Source organism: Paraburkholderia sp. RAU6.4a, assembly GCF_050435625.1.
Lineage (GTDB): Bacteria > Pseudomonadota > Gammaproteobacteria > Burkholderiales > Burkholderiaceae > Paraburkholderia > Paraburkholderia tuberum.
The window spans coordinates 306,121-323,949 of sequence record NZ_JBNDKQ010000002.1 but is presented as its reverse complement, the minus strand read 5'-3'; the positions used below and the strand labels follow the sequence as shown (position 1 = coordinate 323,949).

Annotated in this window: 19 protein-coding genes; 6 read left to right on the top strand and 13 right to left on the bottom strand. The window is 65.0% G+C overall.

Features of this window, described 5'->3' with window-relative positions:
- Positions 1-48 precede the first annotated feature (48 nt).
- The 3 genes from OKW40_RS06265 to OKW40_RS06255 all read right to left on the bottom strand — a co-directional run bounded on the left by OKW40_RS06265 (position 49) and on the right by OKW40_RS06255 (position 2,527).
- The gene (locus OKW40_RS06265; protein WP_429488757.1) at positions 49-1,239 is read right to left on the bottom strand and encodes a transposase; all 1,191 of its coding nucleotides are present in this window, start codon (positions 1,237-1,239) and stop codon (positions 49-51) included.
- A 579-nt stretch (positions 1,240-1,818) separates the two neighbouring features.
- Positions 1,819-2,118 carry a YciI-like protein gene (locus OKW40_RS06260; protein WP_018418036.1) on the bottom strand — a complete coding sequence of 100 codons (300 nt, stop codon included), beginning with the start codon at positions 2,116-2,118 and terminating at the stop codon, positions 1,819-1,821.
- A gap of 151 nt (positions 2,119-2,269) precedes the next feature.
- A complete protein-coding gene (locus OKW40_RS06255; protein WP_429488755.1) occupies positions 2,270-2,527 on the bottom strand; it encodes a hypothetical protein in 258 nt (85 codons plus the stop codon).
- Between the two features lie 39 nt (positions 2,528-2,566).
- Here OKW40_RS06255 and OKW40_RS06250 point away from each other — a divergent pair, with 39 nt between their 5' ends.
- The 3 genes from OKW40_RS06250 to OKW40_RS06240 all read left to right on the top strand — a co-directional run bounded on the left by OKW40_RS06250 (position 2,567) and on the right by OKW40_RS06240 (position 4,527).
- Positions 2,567-2,866: a PsiF family protein gene (locus tag OKW40_RS06250; protein WP_184066667.1), complete on the top strand. Its 300-nt coding sequence runs from the start codon at positions 2,567-2,569 to the stop codon at positions 2,864-2,866.
- A 237-nt stretch (positions 2,867-3,103) separates the two neighbouring features.
- Complete coding sequence (locus OKW40_RS06245) at positions 3,104-3,553, top strand: hypothetical protein (protein WP_184033559.1); 450 nt, start codon at positions 3,104-3,106, stop codon at positions 3,551-3,553.
- Between the two features lie 386 nt (positions 3,554-3,939).
- A complete protein-coding gene (locus tag OKW40_RS06240; RefSeq protein WP_184066672.1) occupies positions 3,940-4,527 on the top strand; it encodes a BPSL1445 family SYLF domain-containing lipoprotein in 588 nt (195 codons plus the stop codon).
- Positions 4,528-4,734: 207 nt separating this feature from the next.
- Here OKW40_RS06240 and OKW40_RS06235 read toward each other — a convergent pair whose 3' ends face one another.
- The 10 genes from OKW40_RS06235 to mltG form a co-directional block, all read right to left on the bottom strand.
- Positions 4,735-5,802 (bottom strand): glycosyltransferase family 4 protein, encoded by a 1,068-nt coding sequence (locus OKW40_RS06235; RefSeq protein ID WP_184066675.1) that lies wholly within the window; start codon positions 5,800-5,802, stop codon positions 4,735-4,737.
- Between the two features lie 269 nt (positions 5,803-6,071).
- Positions 6,072-7,484: an alpha,alpha-trehalose-phosphate synthase (UDP-forming) gene (otsA, locus tag OKW40_RS06230; RefSeq protein WP_429488754.1), complete on the bottom strand. Its 1,413-nt coding sequence runs from the start codon at positions 7,482-7,484 to the stop codon at positions 6,072-6,074.
- Positions 7,485-7,635: 151 nt separating this feature from the next.
- Positions 7,636-8,859: a mechanosensitive ion channel family protein gene (locus OKW40_RS06225; RefSeq protein ID WP_429355515.1), complete on the bottom strand. Its 1,224-nt coding sequence runs from the start codon at positions 8,857-8,859 to the stop codon at positions 7,636-7,638.
- A gap of 119 nt (positions 8,860-8,978) precedes the next feature.
- Positions 8,979-9,335 carry a Rap1a/Tai family immunity protein gene (locus tag OKW40_RS06220; RefSeq protein WP_090804794.1) on the bottom strand — a complete coding sequence of 119 codons (357 nt, stop codon included), beginning with the start codon at positions 9,333-9,335 and terminating at the stop codon, positions 8,979-8,981.
- A gap of 213 nt (positions 9,336-9,548) precedes the next feature.
- Complete coding sequence (locus OKW40_RS06215) at positions 9,549-10,280, bottom strand: ankyrin repeat domain-containing protein (RefSeq protein WP_429488752.1); 732 nt, start codon at positions 10,278-10,280, stop codon at positions 9,549-9,551.
- A gap of 52 nt (positions 10,281-10,332) precedes the next feature.
- Positions 10,333-11,124, bottom strand: coding sequence for a TatD family hydrolase (locus OKW40_RS06210; protein ID WP_429488750.1), 792 nt, complete (start codon positions 11,122-11,124; stop codon positions 10,333-10,335).
- 93 nt (positions 11,125-11,217) lie between these two features.
- The gene (locus OKW40_RS06205) at positions 11,218-11,733 is read right to left on the bottom strand and encodes a GNAT family N-acetyltransferase (RefSeq protein ID WP_090804789.1); all 516 of its coding nucleotides are present in this window, start codon (positions 11,731-11,733) and stop codon (positions 11,218-11,220) included.
- A 49-nt stretch (positions 11,734-11,782) separates the two neighbouring features.
- Positions 11,783-12,826, bottom strand: a complete 1,044-nt coding sequence (locus OKW40_RS06200; protein ID WP_429488748.1) for a DNA polymerase III subunit delta' — start codon at positions 12,824-12,826, stop codon at positions 11,783-11,785.
- Between the two features lie 95 nt (positions 12,827-12,921).
- Positions 12,922-13,542, bottom strand: coding sequence for a dTMP kinase (tmk, locus tag OKW40_RS06195; protein ID WP_090804781.1), 621 nt, complete (start codon positions 13,540-13,542; stop codon positions 12,922-12,924).
- Positions 13,542-14,552 carry an endolytic transglycosylase MltG gene (gene mltG / locus OKW40_RS06190; RefSeq protein ID WP_184063529.1) on the bottom strand — a complete coding sequence of 337 codons (1,011 nt, stop codon included), beginning with the start codon at positions 14,550-14,552 and terminating at the stop codon, positions 13,542-13,544. Before mltG ends, tmk begins: the two co-directional genes overlap by 1 nt.
- A 533-nt stretch (positions 14,553-15,085) precedes the next feature.
- Between mltG and OKW40_RS06185 the strand changes: the two genes are divergently transcribed.
- The 3 genes from OKW40_RS06185 to OKW40_RS06175 all read left to right on the top strand — a co-directional run bounded on the left by OKW40_RS06185 (position 15,086) and on the right by OKW40_RS06175 (position 17,772).
- Positions 15,086-15,382 (top strand): hypothetical protein, encoded by a 297-nt coding sequence (locus OKW40_RS06185; RefSeq protein WP_090804775.1) that lies wholly within the window; start codon positions 15,086-15,088, stop codon positions 15,380-15,382.
- A 310-nt stretch (positions 15,383-15,692) separates the two neighbouring features.
- Complete coding sequence (locus tag OKW40_RS06180; RefSeq protein ID WP_429488746.1) at positions 15,693-16,760, top strand: YgfZ/GcvT domain-containing protein; 1,068 nt, start codon at positions 15,693-15,695, stop codon at positions 16,758-16,760.
- 145 nt (positions 16,761-16,905) lie between these two features.
- Positions 16,906-17,772 (top strand): NRDE family protein, encoded by an 867-nt coding sequence (locus OKW40_RS06175; protein ID WP_429488745.1) that lies wholly within the window; start codon positions 16,906-16,908, stop codon positions 17,770-17,772.
- Positions 17,773-17,829 lie beyond the last annotated feature (57 nt).

Sequence of the window (17,829 nt, the reverse complement as noted above, 5' to 3'; positions counted from 1 at the left end):
GAAGCGGGAACCTGCGGCGGCGCAAAGCGGCCGCGGGGACCGCCGGGCTCATCCCACGTATGAGATGAGTTCTTTGTAGGTTGCGGATAAGCGCTCCGCGGTGCCGCTGTCGGTCGTCACCGTGGGCGTGCTTGCCCCGCCCGCGGTCGCGGTGTCCGACGGATAGCGGCGCAGCGTCCCGCGCAATGCATTCAGTGATGGCTTCAGCGGCCCGTGCAACGGCGCGCCGTGATTGCCCGGGTGATTCGCGATGCCATTGACCGATGCCGGTTCCGGCGCATGACGCAGGCCTGACAACGAACGCTCCGCGGACCGCTGCGCAAGGTTCGCCGACGCGGGCGCGGCCGTTGCGTGGACCATCGTCGTGGCCGCCGCGTCGGTCGCGCATTCGCGATCGATCCACTGACGCGCCCAGTCGAGCGCGAACTGCTGCGCGTGCTGCGCATCCGCGAAGCGCGGGCCGACGAGGCCAGAGCGCTCGACGCGCTTGCCGTCCCTGATGATCTCGGCCCACCCGCGATACATCGCATTCGGCACTTCCTCGACCACCACGTAGATCAGATAACCGCGCGAATCGGCGACCTGCATGCCGCGCGGGGCGAGGCCCATCGTCAGCGACGGGCGCGGGTCGTCGACCGCGACGGGCTCGGCCGTGCCGGATGCGGCCGGTTCGACGCGCATCTGCGCCGCCATCGCGGACGTCGCCACTGCGGACGTCGCGAACGCCGATGTCGCCACCGCGCTCGCTGGGGCAAGCCCCGACAATTGCCGCGTGATGTCGCCGATCGGATCGGCCGTACGCCATTGGCTCAACGCGCTCGCGACGCCGGGCGCCTGCCACGACTCGGGACTCTTCCACGACACGCCGCGCAGATTATTGTCTTCGCGCGGGCTCGGGGTTTGCGCAACCGGTGCCGCAGGTCTGGCCGTAACGGGCGGCGCCGGTTGGGGAATGTATGCGAAGGTACGCCCGCTCTGCGACAGCAGACGGACCATTTCCAGCAGTGTGCCGTTCAGTTGCCACTCTTCGAAGCGGCGGCGGCAGGTGGGACCGGACGGATAGCGGCCCGGCAGCTTCGACCACGGCTCGCCGGTCGTCATGATCCACAGCACGGCATTCGTCACGATGCGCGGTTCGGCGCGCGGCCGGCCGCGCCGGTTCAGACGGACGGCCGGCTCGTCGGAGACGAGCGGCGCGAGCAGCGCCCATTCGTCGTTGTTTAGCTCATCGAAAAACATTGGATTTTCTCCACGCGGCCTGGCCTGGCCGCGGCGTTGGGCCTGCCACGGATTCTCAGCGTTCACGACCCGTGTGCGGCCCTCGGTTGCACAAATTTGTTTGGTCCGTTCGGCTCGCTGGAGCAGCCCGCCCACACGTGGTGCGGCTCTTCCCTATTACGAAGCACAAAACGCGGTCTCACTCGTGCGTGGGAAAATTTGTGCACGAAGCATACCATTCCAATCTTTGCATGAGTACAGTTGAGACAAGTGTTACGGATAGAAACAATCTTGTCGGTTTCGCTGCGTCGATTCTCGTATTGCCGTAACAGAAGCCGCTGCTTATCCGGCATCGGATCTGTCTATTGCAAAGCACAATACCGCATCACCGAACAGAATGGGCTTTAGAAATGTAATTGCCGATCCAGCATGCATTTCTATGCGCTTTGATGGTTGATGTGACATCGGTTTCGAGCGTCGGCGAACGGACTGCGACGCGCCCGCGCGGTGACATGGAGGCAACCGGAGGCGCACACGCGGCGGCCGCGCATGCGCGGAGTTCGAGGCGTGACAGAAGCGACGAAGTCGCTTCGAACGACGTTACGGGCGCACTGGTTTCGATGCGTGCTCGCCGACGACCGTGGTCCATTCGCGCACGCGCCAGCGCGTAACCAGTCCGGAGAGTACGTACGGATCGGCGGTAGCAAAGGCCTCCGCCACCGCAGGCGACGCGCCGGTGAAGAGCAGCACCGCACCGTCCGTCGGCTCCGCGAGCGCGCCGGCGAGCAGCAGTTCGCCGCGCTCGGCGGCGGCCCATGCGAGTTTCAGATGCGCGTCGCGATGCTCGCCGCGCCGCTCCAGATAGTCGGGTACCAACTCGTACATCAACAGGTAATGCATGGTGAGTCTCCTCGCGAGGTTGAGGGTTGGCAGGGAGCGGCATGCACCGGAGCGCAGTTGAGGATAACGGCGACTACCGAATTTCATGCCTATTTTCTATTCAGTTGCATTCGCAGCAATATGAAAATTCTCATTGCCTGTTAACCATAGATCAAAATGGCGGAAACCGTAATTTCGTTTCAATAAGCTTGAAATAAACGTCACGAGCAATCTGCATTGCATGACAAAATTCGCGCTCTCGTTCATTCGATTGTTTCAAACGCCGCGGCGCCAGTTGCGCCACGCTGCTCAGGGAAAACGAGCGCGGACCGCTGTCAACCGGAATGCATTTTGAGCCGTTCTCGCAGACGGCATTTGCCATAATGGATGCGCCGATGGGCCCATGAATGCCGTCGTCGCCCGCGCGCATGAACGATCAGAAACGTTTTCACCACCGATGGAGTGTCCCATGAAAATTCAATCCGCTATCGCTACGCTGGTGTTGGGCGCGGTACTCGTATCGCCGGCGTTTGCGCAGAACAGCCAGCAAACCAAGATGGCCGACTGCAACAAGCAGGCCGGCGAAAAGAAAGGCGACGAGCGCAAGGCGTTCATGCAAACCTGTCTTTCCGCGAAGCCGGCCGCCGCCGCGCCGATGAGCCAGCAGGACAAGATGAAGGTGTGCAACAAGAAGGCGGCCGACAAGAAAGGCGACGACCGCAAGGCCTTCATGAAGACCTGCCTGTCCTCCTCGGCGCCGGCCAACTGAGCGAAAGGCGGAGCCGTCCCCCACGCCGGCGCCCTCCGATCGACGCCGCGCCGGCGCATCGTTGCGCCCACGCGGCGCTCCGATCGAGTCCCCCCGCTTCGTCGTCCACCCGCCGCAACGCGCCGTTTTCTTCTATGATGGCTGCGGAGACGGCCCACCCTCACTCATATAGAACCAAACAACTACGCGGGCCGCCATCTTGTCGTTGGTGCTACTGAGCATCGATTGGAGGCAAGGATGGTATCGAAGCACAAAAACCGCTGGTTAAGGCGGTGGTTGCTGGTCATCATATTCTGGGCCGTGCCTGTGGCGATCGTGGCGGTCAACGAGATTCGCGAGGAAATGTCGTACAACGCGGTCGATCTCGACCGCGCGCTGACCACCTGGAATTTCACCCAGGCGCAGCGCACCGCCGGGGCGCCCGCGCATTGCCATGGCAAGCCCGACGAGGCCAAGGCGGCCGGCTGCCCGGCCGACGTGCTGGCCGCCAACGCGCCGCGCCAGCAGGACGCGATCAACGAATACAGCGTGCGCCGCTCGACGCTATTGGCCTATCTGTGGCACGCATTCGTCGGCTATTGGATCGTGCCGGCGGCTATGCTGTTCGCGATCGGCGCGATCATCGGCATGGTGCGCCGCGCGCTGCGGCGCCCGCCCGCGGTCAAGAGTCCGGCGAATCACGGGTGAGCGGCGGCCGCGCCGCTTACACTTCGCCGCAATTTGCTGCGCCGAAACAACACTCTCATTGCCATGTCGATGGGCCGCCGCGCAACGCGAAAATCGGTAAAAACCGGCGCATCGTGCGGCCACGCCGAAGCGTCCCCACAATCGCCGCGACTCGGGCGCTGTTTAGCGTCGCCCCTCGGATCGTCGCTCGACGCGTGCTCGGAAGTCGCGCGCAAGGCCGGTCAAATTTACTGGGAAGACTTTTTGCGATCAGGCTCAAACCCTTGTCCCATAAGGCTTTTCGCGTTGTCACGCAACGCGCCTTTTGCACCAGCCTGTGTTATAACTCAAAGGCAACCAGGCGACACCACCACGGTTGCGCCCCGGATCCATGACGGAGAAAAACGATGCAAAGACGACACTTCATGTTGAAGACGACCGCTGCGCTTGCTTTCGGAGGCCTTGCACTCGCCGGCTGCACGACGACGGGCAACACGCCGGAAAATGCTCATGTCGACGCCTCGAAACGACAGTCGATCGACGCCAGCGTCGATGGCACGCTGTCCAAGCTGTTCACGACCGTGCCGGGCTCGCGCGAGCTGGTGTCGAAGGCGCGCGGCGTGCTGGTGTTCCCGTCGGTGCTGCAGGCGGGCTTGATCGTCGGCGGCCAGTATGGCGAAGGCGCATTGCGGGTGGGCGGCGCGACGGTCGGCTATTACAGCACCGCGTCGGGCTCGTTCGGCCTGCAGGCGGGCGCGCAGTCGAAGGCGATCATCTTCCTGTTCATGACGCAGGATTCGCTCGACAAATTCCGCAACGCGGAGGGCTGGTCGGCCGGCGTCGATGCATCGGTCGCGCTCGTGAAGATCGGCGCGAATGGCGCCGTCGACACGACCACGGCCACTGCGCCGGTGCAGGTTTTCGTGTTGACGAACGCGGGCCTGATGGGCGACGTCTCGCTGCAAGGCACGAAGGTCACGCGGCTGAAGATCTGAGCGCGCTCATCGGCGCGCTTCACTGATCACTTGCGCGCGCATCGCGGCGAAGGCCGCGCGGTGGACCCTGTGCGGGTCGTCGCGCGGCCTTTTTGTTATGGATGCCGATGCCGACGCTCGGGAACGGAAAAACTCGCGCGCAAAAAAAACGGCGCCGCGCATCGCGCACCGCCGTCCTTCGCTTCGACACGTCCCAACGATCCCGCGTCAACGGCCCGACGAATCGACCACCTTGAACCTCGAGCGCTTCTGTGCGCGAATCACCAACTGATAGGCCTCCACATACTCACGCGCCATCCGGTGCGACGTGAAGCGCTCCTCGAAACGCCGCCGCACGCCCGCGCGCGACACCTTGTGCAGCCGGTTCACGGCCGCCACCGCGCCGATCTCGTCCTCGACGATGAACCCGGTCACGCCCTCTTCGAGCACTTCGGGCACCGAGCCGCGGTTGAACGCGATCACCGGCGTGCCGCAAGCCATCGCCTCGATCATCACGAGACCGAACGGCTCCGGCCAGTCGATCGGAAACAGCAGCGCATGCGCGCCCGACAGAAACTCGGCCTTCTGATGATCGGCAATCTCGCCGATGTACTCGACGTACGGCAGGTCGAGCAACGGCCGGATATCGCGCTCGAAGTACTCGCGATCGGCCGCATCCACCTTGGCGGCGATACGGATCGGCATGCCGCAGCGGCCGGCGATGCGGATCGCCGTATCGACGCGCTTTTCCGGCGAAATCCGGCCGAGAAACGCGAGGTACTTCTGCTCGACCGGTTGCGGCGTATAGAGCTGCGCCGGCAGGCCGTGATAGACCGTGGTGAGCCAGCGCGCCTGCGGCAGCGGATGACGCTGCGCGTTCGAAATGGAGATCACGGGGGCGGTGTTGAATGTGTCGAACACCGGCTGCTGCTCGGGCAGATCGAGCCGGCCGTGCATCGTCGTGACGAACGGCGTGTCCTGCCGCTTGAATACCGAGAACGAGTAGTAGTCGAGGTGGAAATGCAGCACGTCGAACTCTTCGGCCTGGCGGCGCACGAGTTCCATCAACAGCATATGCGGTGCGACGCGGTCGCGAATGCCCGGATCGAGCCGCAGCGCGCGCGGCCACACCGCTTCGAGCTTCGCGCTCGTGACGGAGTCGCCGCTCGCGAACAGCGTCACGTCGTGGCCTTGCTCGACCAGCGCTTCGGTGATGTACGACACGACGCGCTCCGTGCCGCCGTAGAGCTTCGGCGGCACCGATTCGGTCAGCGGGGCGATCTGCGCAATCTTCATATTGTGTCTCCGTGAGCCGGCGGCTGGCGCGCAATCGCGATGCCGTCGGCGACGCCGAGTATGACAGCGCCATGACGTCGGAACAATGCGCGCGGTCCCTAACGCGGTCCCTAAGCGTCGCATGCATCGTCGCTACGGGGAATTATTCCCTGACATCGGTCGAAAAGCCGCAGGTCTTGCAATTGCTCGGTGCTGTTACAAGCGGCTTACATCCGGTGACACGCGGCCACGCGCCGGGTTTGCGCGGGCTTTGGGCCGTCGCCGCGCCGTCATTTGTGGCCGCCGCCCTCGCCCGACCCGCGCACTGGCATGCTGCGCAAATCCCTGAGGAAGCTGTCGCGCCACACTCCGAGATCGTTCTTACGCAGCGCGGCCATGTCGATCTCGTGACGCCGCTGGCGCGCGTCGAGCGGCATTTGCAGCGCGCGTTGCAAGGCCTCGCACACGCCGATCGCATCGTGCGGATTGACGAGCAGCGCGCCAGAGAGCTCGGCGGCCGCGCCCGCGAAAATCGACAGCACGAGCACGCCGGGATCGTCGGGATTCTGCGCGGCCACGTACTCCTTCGCGACGAGGTTCATGCCGTCGTGCAGCGGCGTGACGAAGCCGATCTGCGACTCCCGAAACAGCGACATCAGCTTCCAGCGGTCGTACTGCTGGTTCAGATAGCGGATCGGCGTGTAGTCGAGCCCCGAGTAGCGGCCGTTGATGCGCCCTGCCTCGTATTCGAGATCCTGGCGGATCTTCTGATAGGTCGCGACGTCCGAGCGCGTAGGCGGCGCGATCTGCACGAGCGTGACGTTGCCGCGCCATTCGGGCGAGCGTTCGAGCAGCAACTCGAACGCGCGAAAGCGCTCGACCAGTCCCTTCGAATAGTCGAGCCGGTCGACGCTCATGACCAGCTTGCGCCCCTCGAGGCTTTGCTTCAGCTCGAGCACGTGCTGGCGGCTTTCGTAGCGCTTGGCCTGCTCGGCGATTTCGTCGGGGAACACGCCGATCCGGTAAACGCCGGTGCGCAGCTTGCGCCCGAACGCCTCGACGAGGCCGTCCGCGCTCACCGTGCCGCGCGCGTGACGCGTCACGTAGTCGTGGAATGCCTGCTGGTCGGTGGCGGTCTGGAAGCCGAGCAGGTCGTAGCACGACATCGACTTCACCAGTTCCTCGTGCGGCGGAATGTTGAGCAGGATCTGCGGCGCGGGAAACGGAATATGCAGGAAGAAACCGATGCGGTTCGTCACGCCCTCGCTGCGCAGCGCCTCGGCAAACGGGATCAGATGGTAGTCGTGAATCCAGATGATGTCGTCGGGTTCGAGCAGCTTGACCAGCTTGTGAGCGAGCCATGCGTTGACGCGCCGGTAGCCCGCGTACTCCTCGCGCTCGTAGCGCGCGAGGTCGTTGCGGTAGTGGAATACCGGCCACAGCGTCGCGTTCGAGAAGCCGCGGTAGTACTGGTCGTAGTCCTTGCGCGTGAGGCCGACGGTTGCGAAGGTCACCGCGCCGTCCTGCTCGAGCATCGGCCCCGCGTTGGCGACCGTTTCGCTGACTACGTCGCCGCTCCAGCCGAACCAGACGCCGCCTGCATCCTTCAGCGCGCCGAATACGCCGACCGCGAGTCCACCCGCCGATCCCTTGGTCTCCGTCGGCGTCGCGACGCGATTCGACACGACGATCAATCGGCCCATAGTGCATGTCCTCCGTCATTCTTGCGATGCGCCGCGACGCCTGAGCAGGCGTGGCGCGCCCGTTAGTAGCAATCGGCGTGCCCGCGCATCGCCGGGCTTGCCGAGGGCGGTCGCCGCACGCCACGGGCGATTCGCGATCCGCAACGCCCGCCTAAGCCTGCTCCTTAGCCTTCTGCGCGACCTCGCCCGCGCCAGTGCGGTCGATGCGGCTCGCCACCGGATCGGCTTCGGTATGCGCGGCGGTGCTGCCGGCTGGCGCCTGCCGGCTGCGCGGCAGCCAGTCGCTCGGGCCAGCGCCACCGGTCTCCAGCTCCGCCGACACCTCGGCACGCGCCCGCGGCAGGTATTCCGGGTAATGCCGATGAACGAAATCGAGCAGCCCTTCGCGCACGCGGCAGCGCAGATCCCACGCAAGGCCGGAATCGGGCGCGCTGACGAGCGCGCGCAACTGCATCGCGCGCTCGGTGCAGTCCGTCACCTGCAGCACCTGCACGCGACGGTCCCACTCGGGCGCGTTCTCGACGATGCGCGCAAGCTCCTCGCGCAGCGGCGCGAGCGGCATCCGGTAATCGACGAACAGGAACACGGTGCCAATGATCTGCGAGCTGCTGCGGGTCCAGTTCGAGAACGGATTTTCGATAAACCATTGCAGCGGCACGATCAGACGGCGCTGGTCCCACAGCCGCACCGACACGTACGTGCCGGTGATCTCCTCGATGCGTCCCCACTCGTCCTGGATCACGACGACGTCGTCGAGGCGGATCGGTTGCGACAGCGCGATCTGCAAACCGGCGATCAGGTTGCCGAGCACCGGCCGCGCCGCGATGCCGGCGACCAGACCGGCGACACCCGCCGACGCCAGCAGGCTCGCGCCGATCTGCCGCACGTTGGGCAAGGTCATCAGCGCACCGCCGACACCGATGATCACGATCACGATCATCACCGAGCGCGCGAGTACGCGCGCCTGCGTATGGATGCGGCGCGCCTGCAGGTTATCGGCGGAATCGAGCGGATGGGCGCGGATGATCGCTTCGCCGATCGCCGCGGCCGAGCGCACCGACAGCCACGTCAGCGCGGCGATCAGCGCGATGCCGGTGATGTCGCGCACCGGTTCGATGAAGTTGAGGGTGTCGGGTGCCTCGGACCAGACCCACGCGAACGCGAGGATCACGAGGGCGAACAGCGACGGCTTGTCGATGTAGCGCAGCACGACGCTCGTCAGCGCGTGCGGCCGCGCGAGACGCTTCACGACGCGCGCGCCGAAGCGGTGAATGCCGCTCGCCACGATCGCCACGATGGCCGTCACGATCAGCGTGCCGAGCCACGTATGCAGCGGCGCGGCCGCCACGCGGTAGAAGTCGTCGATAGTAGGCATAACGGGCATCTTCCTCCGGGCTCGATGAGCGGCGGCGCGCCTGCGCGACTACTGACATCCGGGGGGCACGACCGCGCCTGGGCGTTACAACGGGTTCTTCGATGCGCCGCGGTTATCGATCAGCCGCCGCTCTTGCAGGGAAACGCCTTGCCGAGACCCAGCGAAATCGCCGTGCTCGCGTTGTAGCCCGCGGCGTTCGGGTTCTCGGCGATGTACTTGCGCACCGCGTCGGTCAACTGCGCCGAGCGCGCATCCGGCGGCAGGCAGAAGTACTGGCCGACGCGCGGACCGGTGGTGCCGCCGATCGCGTCGATCGTGTTGAAGATGCCGTCGGCCGCGCCTTCGATGTAGGCCGCGCAGGCGCTACGCGAAGCCACGTCCGTCTTGGTGCACAGCTTGTTGAGGTCGCCTCCCGTAAACGCGGCTGCCGAAAGCGGCAAGGCAAGCGCGCCGGCGAAAATCAAAGCCCGCAGCATGGTGTTCCTTTCCAGGGTTGTTTATTCACGCGGTCTTTCTGCCGCGTCCGGACGGCGCGCTACGCGGCGCGCCGAAGTCGTCATTCTGCACTGTTTTACGCGGCGGCAGCAGGCCGGCAGGCGCGCAGCTCGGGCAAAACGGCTGCAAAGCGGCACGGCATGGCGAGGCGCCTGACGCTTCGCGGGCGCACCGCGCCGCCTGCCGACAAAACGTCATTGCTTCTGCTGCTGCGTCTGCTGCATGCGCGCCGTGAGCCCTTCGACGACGTCCGGCTCCTTGTAGGTCTTGGCGAAATCGAGCGCGGTCATGCCGATCTGGTTTTTCACCGACAGGTCCGCGCCGTTGTCGAGCAGCAGCTTGACGGTGGAAACGTGGCCGCCGCGCGCGGCCATCATCAGCGGCGTGGTGCCGTTCGGCGAGCCCGCGTCGACGTAGGCCGAGTGGTCGAGCAGCACCTTGACGATGTCGTCGTGGCCGTTCGCGGCCGCGTAGTGCAGCGGCGCCCAGCCCTTCTTGTTGACCTCGGCGCCCTTCGCGATCAGCAGATTCACGAAGTTCAGGTCGCCGACCAGCGACGCCATCATCAGCGAGTTTTCGCCGGCCTTGTCCTGAATCTCGATATCGGTCTTTGGATTCGCCAGCAACGCGGCCGCGACCTTGTCGGATTTCTCGCGCGCGGCGATCACGAGCAGCGGGATGCCCTGATTGTCGACGCTGTTCGGGTCCATGCCCTTCGCGAGCAGCTTGTTGACGCCGTCGACGTCGTCGAACTTGACCGACTTGATCAGCGAGTCGATCGGCGCCGCATGCGCGGGCACCGCGACGAGCGCCGCGCACGCGAGCGCGGCGGCGCACGCGAGACGGCGCGCCGGCGCGAAAGCCCGGGCGGCCGACCCGGCGGACAGCGGTTGGAAATCAGCGGACGACGTCGAAATATTTTTCATATGGTACTTTAGGAAATCTTCCTATCCCTTTGATGTTACGCGGCTTTTTGGCTCAGATTCCGGCCGGCGCGGCGAGTCCGAACAGTCTGAAGAAGTTTTGCGTGGTGACGGCGGCCAGCGCCTCGTCCGGCATCTCGAGTTGCTGCGCGATGAAGCGTCCGACATAACTGACGTACGCAGGTTCATTCGGTTTGCCGCGATACGGCACCGGCGCCAGGTACGGCGAGTCGGTTTCGATCAGCAGACGGTCGAGCGGCACGCGGCGCGCGACGTCCTGCACATCGGTCGCGCTCTTGAACGTGACGATGCCCGACAGCGAAATGTAAAAATTCTGCGCGAGCGCCTGCTCGGCGATGGCCCACGGTTCGGTGAAGCAATGCATGACGCCGCCCGGCACGCCGGCGCGCTCCTCGGCCATGATGCGCAACGTATCTTCCGACGCCGAGCGGGTGTGGATGATCAGCGGTTTGCTGGTCGCGTGCGCGGCGCGGATGTGCGTGCGAAAGCGCTCGCGCTGCCACTCCATGTCGGCGATCGAGCGGCCTTCGAGGCGGTAGTAATCGAGCCCGGTTTCGCCGATCGCGACGACCTTCGGGTGCCCGGCAAGCTCAACCAGCTCGGCTACGCTCGGCTCGCGCATGTGCTCGTGATCGGGATGCACGCCGACCGACGCGTACACGTTGTCATAGCGGCTGGCGATGTCCAGTACCGACGGCAGTGTTTCAAGATCCACCGACACGCACAACGCGTGCGAGACCGAATGGCTGCGCATGTTTTCGAGCACTTGCGGCAGACGGTCCGCGAGTCCTTCGAAGTTGATGTGGCAGTGTGAATCGACAAACATGGTCAGGTCCTGCGAAAAAGGGGCTTGCGGCTGGGCGATGGCGTGGCCGGGGCCGCTTGGGACAGCTCAGGTGGCGCTGCTTGCGCAGCGTGCTCAACCGGCGTGCGCAAGACGCTTGCCAAGAATCACCAGATCGCGCTCGACGCCATCCAGCACCGCGACGCGCGGTAACGTGCCCCATGCATCGAAGCCGAAGCCGCGGAACAGCCGCACGCTCGCTTCATTGTGACCGAACACGAAGCCGAGCACCGTATCGATGCCAAGACCCGGTGCCGCATCGAGCGACGCCGCCAGCAGTTGCTTGCCGAGTCCCTGGCCGCGCGCGCTTTCGTCGAGATAGATGCTGACTTCGGCGGTGCGCTGATAAGCCGGCCGGCCATAAAAATCGGAAAAGCTGAGCCACGCGATCACGCGGCCCGCCTGCTTCGGATCTTCGACCACCCACAGCGGCCGCTTCTGCGGGCTGTGCGCATGAAACCACCCATGCCGGCTCTCGACGCTGACCGGCTCGAGGTCCGCGGTGACCTGGCGCGACGGGATCGTCGAATTGTAGATGGCGACGATCGCGGGCAGATCGTCGAGCGTGGCGTCGCGGTAGGAAAGGCTCATGGCGGTTGGCTTGAATGAAAAAAAGACGGAAGGCTGTCCGGCTGCGGGCTCACGCAAACAGCGCGCGATAGCCGATGAACAGTTCCTCGAACACGAGCCGCGCGTTCAACGGATGGTTCTCGACCGCGCGCTGGCGCGTGACGGTGCGCAGAAAACGCGCGAATGCATTGGCGTCGGCCTGGGTGGCGCAGCGGGTGAGCGCGGCCGACGCCTGCGGGAAATAGCGCGGCGCGCCGGCGGTGCGCTGCGCGAGCAGATCGTACATCCACCGCTGCAGCCAGCCGAGCACGAGCGGCACTGGGAGCTTCTGCAGCGCCTCGCCGCACGCGAATGCGTCGCACCCGGCGCCGGCCGCGAGCTGCTTGAGCGTCCAGTCGCGCAGCGGACGGTTTTCGTCGCTGGCGAGCGCGAGCGCGGCGAGCGGCGCGCCACCCGCTTCGGCGAGCAGCGCGCGGGCGTCGTCAACGCCTTGCGCGGCCAGCCACTGCGCGGCGGTGTCCGGCGCGGGCACGCTCATCGGCCACTGACGGCAGCGGCTAATGATGGTCGGCAGCAATCGGTCGACGCGCGCCGACACCATCAGGAACACGACGCCCGCGGGCGGCTCTTCCAGCGTCTTGAGCAACGCGTTGGCGGCCGCGACGTTGAGCGCCTCGGCCGGATACAGCACGACGACGCGCGCGCCGCCGCGATGCGAACCGATGCCGACGAAGTCGAGCAGACCGCGGATCTGCTCGATCTTGATTTCCTTGCTCGGCGTGCGGGTCTTCTTGCCTTCGTCGCCATCGGCTTTTTCGGCCTTGTCGTCGGCGCCGTTCGCGGCGTTCGCGAGGCCGGCTTCGGCGGCGAGTGCCTCCGGCACGACGATGCGGTAGTCGGGATGATTGCCCTGCCCGAACCAGTTGCAGGCCACGCACGCGCCGCACGGCTCGCCGTTCGGTTGCGGCGCCTCGCACAGCAGACCCTGCGCAAGGTGCTGCGCGAAACGCAGCTTGCCGATGCCCGCCTGGCCGTGCAGCAACAATGCGTGCGGCCAGTGGCCGTGCAGCTGCTGCAGGCGATTCCAGTCATCGGCTTGCCACGGATAGATCATCGTTTGTCTTTTTGAATCAATCGGTTGTAGGCGCTACTTCAGATGTCGAGTGAACTTCGCACGAGATTATAAGAAGCAGTTATATCTATTTCGAATCAGAGGGTTGCAATCAACTCCTCAAGCTGCTTCTGAATTCGAACGATGCTCTGCGAAGAGTCGATGATAGCGAACCGATATGGCGCTTCTTCGGCGCGGCGCATGTATTCGGCGCGCGTGCGCTCGAAAAACGCCGCCGACTCGCTCTCGAAACGATCCGGATTGCGCACCGCGCTGCGCCGCTCGTTGGCGACGGCGGGCGGCAAATCGAACAGCACGGTCAAATCCGGCTGGAAACCGCCCTGCACCCAGCGCTCGAGCGTCTCCAGCTTGTCGCGCGGCAAGCCGCGGCCGCCGCCCTGGTAGGCGAAAGTGGCATCGGTAAAACGGTCGGACAGCACCCAGTCGCCGCGCGCGAGCGCCGGCTCGATCACCTCGGCCAGATGCTGACGGCGCAGCGCGAACATCAACAGCGCCTCGGTTTCGAGATCCATCTTCTGATGCAGCACGATATCGCGGATCTGCTCACCGAGCGGCGTGCCGCCCGGCTCGCGTGTCATCACGACCGAGCGGCCGCTCGGCGCGAGCTTCGCCTCGAGCCGTTCGCGGAACCAGCCCAGATGGGTGGTCTTGCCCGCGCCGTCGATGCCTTCAAACGTAATGAATTTGCCGCGCGCCATCATTGCCCTCGAATGTATTTGTCCACGGCCTTGTTGTGTTCGCCGAGGGTGTCAGAAAAGATGCTGCTGCCGTCGCCGCGCGACACGAAGTACAGCGCGTTGCTTTGCGCCGGGTTCATCGCCGCCTGCAGCGACGCGACGCTCGGCAGCGAGATTGGCGTCGGCGGTAGGCCCATCCGCGTGTAGGTATTGTATGGAGTGTCGGTCTGCAGGTCTTTCTTCCTGATGTGGCCGGCGTAGCTGTCGCCCATTCCGTAGATCACGGTCGGGTCGGTCTGTAGCGGCATGCCGGCGCGCAGACGGTTGGCGAACACCGCGGCGACGAGCGCCCGGTCGGACGCCTTGCCGGTTTCCTTTTCGACGATCGACGCCATCGTCAGCGCGTCGTACGGGGACTTGTACGGCAGGTTCGGCGCGCGCGAGAGCCACGCCTCGTCGAGACGCACGCGCATCAGACGGTAAGCGCGGCGATAGATGTCGAGGTCGCTGGTGCCCTTGTCGAACAGGTAGGTATCCGGGAAAAACAGCCCTTCGCCGTTGCCGATCGACGCCTCGGGCGCGCCGATTGCGCTCATCAGATCGGCGTCGCTCATGCCGAGCGTGTCGTGCTTCAGCGCGGGATTGGCGTCGAGTTCAGCGCGCATATGTTTGAAGGTCCAGCCTTCGATGACCGTCGCCACATATTCGTTGACGTCGCCGCGCGCGATTTTCTGCAGCACCTCGTAGGGCGTGATGCCGCTCTTGAACTCGTAATTGCCGGACTTCAGCTCGCTTTGCAGCCCGAGCAACCGCGTCATCGCGATGAACAGCTCGGGCTCGACCGGCACGCCGCCGCGATTGAGCTGCAGCGCGACGCTGCGCAGGCTGCTGTGCGGCTTGACGGTGACGTCGAGTTGCGCCGGGGTCAATTCGAGTGGGCGGGTGGCCCAGTAGTATCCAGCGGCGATGGCCGCCGCGGCCAGCACAACGACGAGCGCGCCGGCGACGAAACATTTCTTCAGAAGGGACACGACAGGAAAGAATTAGCGTTTAGATGGCAACGAACTGATTTTTAACGGGAAAGTCTTGCGTCGGTCAACATTGAGACTGTGCCGTATTGCAGCCCTTTCGGCCTTTTGCGACCTGTATTGTATAGATGCGGGCACCAGATGGTCACGGCCGGAAAAAACAATATGAAATCCGCTGGCGTCGGTCTGATGCTACTCGAGTCGTACGCTGTCGCAACATAGGTCAGAGTTTCAAAGGTTCGACAATTCCCGACCAAACGCCTTTTCGGCTCCTGCCGCTTTTGACCGTTATTGACAGTTTCAAACGACGGTTCAAGGGCGACCTGCACGCCGCCGCGAAAGACCCGAGCACGAGCTGCGGCAATTGGGAGACTCCACGCCCCGTTCCGAGATGGATGAGGCTGAGTGTTTCGCGGACTACCATTCAGACATGGAGCAGTGTCAGGTGGCCCGAGCAATGTATCAAGATCCACGCACCTATGCGCTCTGCACACAGCGAGCATTCGATAAATTCCAGGCATGCAGGGGATATTGAGATGACTAAACCGGATCGGGCTAGCGTCATTTTTTATGACGCCGATACTCAGCAGTTAAAGATGTGCACAGTTTCACGGGTTCACGTGCAAGCGGCGATTGATCGAGCGCTGGCAATCACTATCCCACCGGATGCTCCGGAAAATTCAATGTTGCCAGTGACAGACGAAGACGCTCGGAAGCTTGGAGGAATGGCGATTCTGATTCAGGCAATCGCGCATCCCGAATTGCGCGAACGGCTGAAAATCACGACTGAGCAGCCGATGGACTGGGCACCGGCCAAGCCGCCCACGGAATGACGGTGGCTCGTCCGCCTTACTCAGTGGCCCCGCCGCAGCCACCCCGGCGGCGGCTCGTCTGTGACCGCGGCAGCGGACAGCAGATCCGGCACGTCGGGTGCCCGCCCATCTTGCGCCGGACCCTCTGGCAGAACACCCCAACATGGTCACAACATGGGCACAGCCGGAGGGTGATAACGTGCAATCCCCTGCTGCGCCAGGCTCTCGGAAAGCCTTCATTCGCCAGGGACTTGCGAAACGCGACAGGGCTGGACTGAATATAATGACTGTTTGCCTTAGCCAAAGTCAGAATTGACTGTTCCCGGAATCCATGAACACACCGCTCGTGAACGCCTCAGGTAACGCTTCCGGTCTCACTCCCGCCGCGGCGGCGCCCGCCGCCCTGCCCATCCTGCCGCGCCCGTCGGCCGAAGAATTCACCGCCGTGCTCGAGCATGGCGCGTACATGCCGCTGCCGCAGTTCGGCGTGATCGACACGACCGGCGACGACGCGGCGAGCTTCCTGCACGCCCAGTTGACCAACGACGTCCAGCATCTCGACGCCGCGAACGCGCGCCTCTGCGGCTACTGCTCGGCCAAGGGCCGGCTGCTCGCGTCGCTCCTCAGCTGGCGCAGCGGCGATACGATCCGCCTGCTGGTATCGAAAGACGTGCAGGCCGCGGTGCAAAAGCGGTTGTCGATGTTCGTGCTGCGCGCCAAGGCCAAGCTCGCCGACGCGAGCGGCGAGCTCGCGGTGGTCGGCCTCGCGGGCGACGTGCGCGGCGCGCTGTCCGGCGTGTTCGACGCGCTGCCCGACGGTGTGCACGTGCAGGTCGACGGCACAGCGGGCACGCTGATCCGCGTGCCTGATGCGTTGGCGCGCCTGCGCTATCTGTGGATCGGCCCGAAAGCGCAGATCGAAGCGCTGCTGCCGTCGCTCGACGGCAGGCTAAAGCGCGTGTCGCCGGCCGTGTGGGACTGGCTCGACATCCGCGCGGGCGAGCCGCGCATCACGCAGCCGGTCGTCGAGCAGTTCGTGCCGCAAATGGTCAACTTCGACGTGCTCGGCGCGGTCAATTTCCGCAAGGGCTGCTATCCGGGTCAGGAAGTGGTCGCGCGCAGCCAGTATCGCGGCACGATCAAGCGGCGCACGTCGCTCGCCAACGTCGCCGGCGAGCTGGACACGGTGCGGCCCGGCACCGAGCTGTTCCACTCGGACGATCCGGGCCAGCCGTGCGGGATGATCGTCAACGCGGCATCGGCGCAAGGCGGCGGCGTCGATCTGCTGGTCGAGACCAAGCTCACGGCGCTCGACAGCGGCAGCGTACATGTCGGCGCGGCCGACGGCCCCGCGCTGCGCTTCCTGACGCTGCCTTACGGGCTGCCTGCCGAAGTCTGATCGTTGGAGAGGGTAAAAAGCGGCGCAATCGGGCGCCGTTTTTTATTGACTGCTTTATTCTCGTCTGTTTTTTGCCGCTTTCGTTTGCCGCCTGCGTCGCTGCATCAGGCGGCCGCCCCATGCTCTGAACGGGAGATGCTCCCCGATGTGCCTGATCGTTTTCGACTGGCGACCTGATGCGCTCGATGGTCCGCTGTTCACGCTCGCCGCGAATCGCGACGAGTTCTTCCGCCGCACGGCCGAGCCGATCGGCTGGTGGCGCGACGCGCCGGAGGTGCTGGGGGGCCGCGACCTCGTGGGCGGCGGCACGTGGCTCGGCTTGTCGCGCGACGGCCGCTTCGCCGCGCTGACCAATTACCGCGCGCCGGGCGAAATGCGCGCCGATGCGCCGACCCGCGGCACGCTCGTCAGCGACTGGCTCACGAGCGCCGCGCGCGACGCCGACGGCAATCCGCACGAGACGCCGCTCGCGTATCTGCGGCACGTCGCGCAATCCGGCGACATCTACAACGGCTTCAATCTGCTGGTCGGCGACTGGACGCGTCGCGAGCTCGCGTGGTACTGCAATCGCGGCGCCGTCGACGCAAACAGCGGCCCCGCGCTGCTCGCGCCGGGCACGCACGGCATCTCGAACGCGGTGCTCGATACCGCGTGGCCGAAGCTGGTCAAAAAGCGCGGCGAGCTCGGCGCGCTGCTCGCGCGCGATCCGATGCCGCCGCTCGAACGCCTGATCGATCTGATGCGCGATCCGCGGCTCGCGCGCGACGACGAATTGCCGTCGACCGGTATTCCGCTCGAACGCGAACGCGTGCTGTCGGCGGCGTTCATCGAATCGCCGGACTATGGCACGCGCAGCACCACCGCGCTGCGCGTCGCCGCCTATGGCGACGTGATCGGCGTCGCGGTCGCCGAGCGCAGCGACGACAACGGCTCGCACCGAATCGTGCGGCCCGGCGATTTCGAACGCAGCTTCGCGTTCAATGTCGAGCGCGACCGGATGAGCGTGGCGTGATCGTTTGAGCACCGCCTGGCCGGCGCATTCGCTGCCGGCCGCTCATCGCTTCGCGAT

Coding starts and splice junctions, on each gene's coding strand:
- OKW40_RS06235 (WP_184066675.1), bottom strand. CDS start 5,802: ATGAAGATTGCGCAGATCGCCCCGCTGACCGAATCGGTGCCGCCGAAG.
- OKW40_RS06210 (WP_429488750.1), bottom strand. CDS start 11,124: ATGTTTGTCGATTCACACTGCCACATCAACTTCGAAGGACTCGCGGAC.
- OKW40_RS06205 (WP_090804789.1), bottom strand. CDS start 11,733: ATGAGCCTTTCCTACCGCGACGCCACGCTCGACGATCTGCCCGCGATC.
- OKW40_RS06250 (WP_184066667.1), top strand. CDS start 2,567: ATGAAAATTCAATCCGCTATCGCTACGCTGGTGTTGGGCGCGGTACTC.
- OKW40_RS06175 (WP_429488745.1), top strand. CDS start 16,906: ATGTGCCTGATCGTTTTCGACTGGCGACCTGATGCGCTCGATGGTCCG.
- OKW40_RS06185 (WP_090804775.1), top strand. CDS start 15,086: ATGACTAAACCGGATCGGGCTAGCGTCATTTTTTATGACGCCGATACT.
- OKW40_RS06200 (WP_429488748.1), bottom strand. CDS start 12,826: ATGATCTATCCGTGGCAAGCCGATGACTGGAATCGCCTGCAGCAGCTG.
- otsA (WP_429488754.1), bottom strand. CDS start 7,484: ATGGGCCGATTGATCGTCGTGTCGAATCGCGTCGCGACGCCGACGGAG.
- tmk (WP_090804781.1), bottom strand. CDS start 13,542: ATGGCGCGCGGCAAATTCATTACGTTTGAAGGCATCGACGGCGCGGGC.
- OKW40_RS06255 (WP_429488755.1), bottom strand. CDS start 2,527: ATGCGCGCGGGCGACGACGGCATTCATGGGCCCATCGGCGCATCCATT.
- OKW40_RS06260 (WP_018418036.1), bottom strand. CDS start 2,118: ATGCATTACCTGTTGATGTACGAGTTGGTACCCGACTATCTGGAGCGG.
- OKW40_RS06215 (WP_429488752.1), bottom strand. CDS start 10,280: ATGAAAAATATTTCGACGTCGTCCGCTGATTTCCAACCGCTGTCCGCC.
- OKW40_RS06265 (WP_429488757.1), bottom strand. CDS start 1,239: ATGTTTTTCGATGAGCTAAACAACGACGAATGGGCGCTGCTCGCGCCG.
- OKW40_RS06240 (WP_184066672.1), top strand. CDS start 3,940: ATGCAAAGACGACACTTCATGTTGAAGACGACCGCTGCGCTTGCTTTC.
- OKW40_RS06245 (WP_184033559.1), top strand. CDS start 3,104: ATGGTATCGAAGCACAAAAACCGCTGGTTAAGGCGGTGGTTGCTGGTC.
- OKW40_RS06220 (WP_090804794.1), bottom strand. CDS start 9,335: ATGCTGCGGGCTTTGATTTTCGCCGGCGCGCTTGCCTTGCCGCTTTCG.
- OKW40_RS06225 (WP_429355515.1), bottom strand. CDS start 8,859: ATGCCTACTATCGACGACTTCTACCGCGTGGCGGCCGCGCCGCTGCAT.
- OKW40_RS06180 (WP_429488746.1), top strand. CDS start 15,693: ATGAACACACCGCTCGTGAACGCCTCAGGTAACGCTTCCGGTCTCACT.